The organism is Mycobacterium sp., from assembly GCF_049673265.1.
GTDB lineage: Bacteria > Actinomycetota > Actinomycetes > Mycobacteriales > Mycobacteriaceae > Mycobacterium.
Genome location: NZ_JBATXN010000199.1, coordinates 1 through 2,261 on the forward strand (window position 1 = coordinate 1; position 2,261 = coordinate 2,261).

Below are 2,261 nucleotides of genomic sequence, written 5' to 3' on the forward strand. Positions count from 1 at the left end.
CGCGCAAGGGCGGCCGGCTGATCGTTGTCGAACAACGCCATCGCCTGATCGAATCGCTTGCGTGCGGCGGCCGTCGTGCTGCTGCTAGTCATTCTATTGCGCCGCTCCTCCTCATCGCTGTGGCCCCTCGCCGCTGCGCGGGTGGAAGCGCCCCAACTGCATCGTTCGCCCGGCGCGGTTTAGTCCACCGATTCGAGCTCGGTCGTCCTCAGGGTCGGTTCCGAGGATATGTAGCGATTCTCGGCCCGGAACAACTCGACCTCAACCGTATGGAGTTGACCAGCTGCCGTCACGTCGACGGTCGCCGGACCGATCTGCGTGATGAGCACATCGACCGATCCCCGGTAGGGCGTTCCCGGCTCCCCGATCGAGATCAGGGTGTTCGGTCGCGGCGCGGGCGTCACCGTGCCGTCGACCACGCTGACGGTGGTGCCGGCGATCGGCCTGACTTGATTGCCCACAGCAATATCGGGCATCCGCACGCTGGCCCAGCGCTGCTGGTCGCGGGTATGCACGGTGATCCGCTCGCCGGCGCCGGCCAGCCGCACCACAATTCGTTTGGCCAAAGCATCTTGCGCGGCGATATGCACCCGACTGAACTCCCCCGGGTCGTCGAGCGGCAGCATCAGCCGGTTACCGGCGTCGACCTTGCCCAGCAGCACACCCGAGGGTCCGATCGGCAGGATCAGCGGTTGCGCCAGAACGCCGCGCCGGATGCCGTGCAGCGTCGGCATCGGTCCGCAGAGGTTGGCCGCGATCGCGCGTGCCTGCTCCCCCGGCAAGGTCTTCAGCATGACGCTCGGTGGGGCTGTCGGCGGCTGGGCGGTGCGCACGGTGACCGTCGCCGTCATGCTGCCGTCGCCGAACACCGTGATGTTCTGGATGATCCCGTCGGCCCGCAGCGCCCACGCGTGTTCCAAATTCTCCTCGGTGATGTCGCTGGGCCGGTACCAATACGTCGTCAGCCAACCACCCTCGCCGCGCGCGGTACGCCATCGCTGGTGCTGCGCGTTCAGCGCCGAGGAGCCCAGGCGCCGCTCCAACTCCACGATGTCCGTGGCGGTCGCGACCTTGGCGCGCAGGCCCTGCTGCCGGAGCGCCGCGCTGATCCGCTGCGCCGCAGCCAGGGTCGCGGTGCCCACCGAGGTACGCCATTGCAGCGCTTCGGCATTGGGGAACGACGCGATCCGAACGATCAACCAGGTCTCTCGTTGGCCGGCATACGGCGGGGTGCCGATCAATGTGTCGTAGACCCGCGGATAGTCGCCACTGCTACGCCGCCGGGCCCCGACGCTGACCACGCTGAGCGATTCGACGGCTAACCCCAGGCTCTGGTGCAGCAGCGGCAACAGGCCGGCTACGTCGACGATGTTTTCGGTGTACGTCGCCGTCGAGCCGGTGAACAGGGTTGGCTGATGCGCCTTGCCGAGCAGCTGCACGGCCACCACCGCGACGCTATCCTGGTACCGAACGCCACCTCCGGCGCGGTCGTTGGCCACCGTGATCGGCTCACTCAACGGGATCGCGCGACGGCGCTGTCGCCACAGCATCAGCCACGACCACAGCGGTTGGCTTCGCCAGCGGATGACACCGGCAACCAGTCCGAGCACCAAACCCCCTGCGGCGCCGGGATATCCGGCTAACGCCCAGCCGACCAGGCCGGTCGTGAGGACACCGACGATGATCGCCAGCCTCAGTCCGGCCGTCATCGCTCTCGCCGAGCCCGTGCGACGAGCGATGCGATCACCACCGCAGCGACCACCAGCCCGGCGAACACCAACGCCACAGCGCGGGCACGGTGATCCGGCGGGGGAGGCGGGGCGGGCGGCACGATCAGGCGGCTTTGGGCGCCGGGCGCAAGGCGGTCCCCGGGCGGCACGTTGAATGTCAGCGCGGCAACGGGATCCACCACTCCGTAGCCCACCTGGTTGTCCACCCCGCGCGGCGGGTTATGTGCCGTCTGCAGAATCCGATTGATGATCTGGTGTGCCGACAGTGTCGGATACTTGGCACGCACCAGCGCGGCAACCCCGCTCACATACGCCGCCGAAAAACTCGTGCCCCAGAACGGCAGGTTCTTTTCACCCGGCCGGATGGGTGGATAGGCGTTCACCGGTCCACCGGTCTGCGGAGACAACCCCATGATTCCGACGCCGGGTGCAGCCGCAGCCACCCACGGGCCGCTCAAACTCTTGTTGACCGGGGCGCCGGCGTTGTCGACCGCGCCGACCGACAGCACGTAGTCGGAGAACCAGGACGGC

The 2,261-nt window shown here is 68.0% G+C and carries 2 protein-coding genes; both read right to left on the reverse strand.

Translation table 11 applies throughout. From position 1 onward, the window contains the following. Positions 1-179: 179 nt before the first annotated feature. Complete coding sequence (eccE, locus tag WBF82_RS07000; protein WP_424382340.1) at positions 180-1,709, reverse strand: type VII secretion protein EccE; 1,530 nt, start codon at positions 1,707-1,709, stop codon at positions 180-182. Beyond that, positions 1,706-2,261, reverse strand: a 556-nt coding sequence (locus tag WBF82_RS07005; RefSeq protein ID WP_424382341.1) for a S8 family serine peptidase, incomplete at its 5' end; no start/stop codon positions are given. The genes WBF82_RS07005 and eccE, both read right to left, overlap by 4 nt.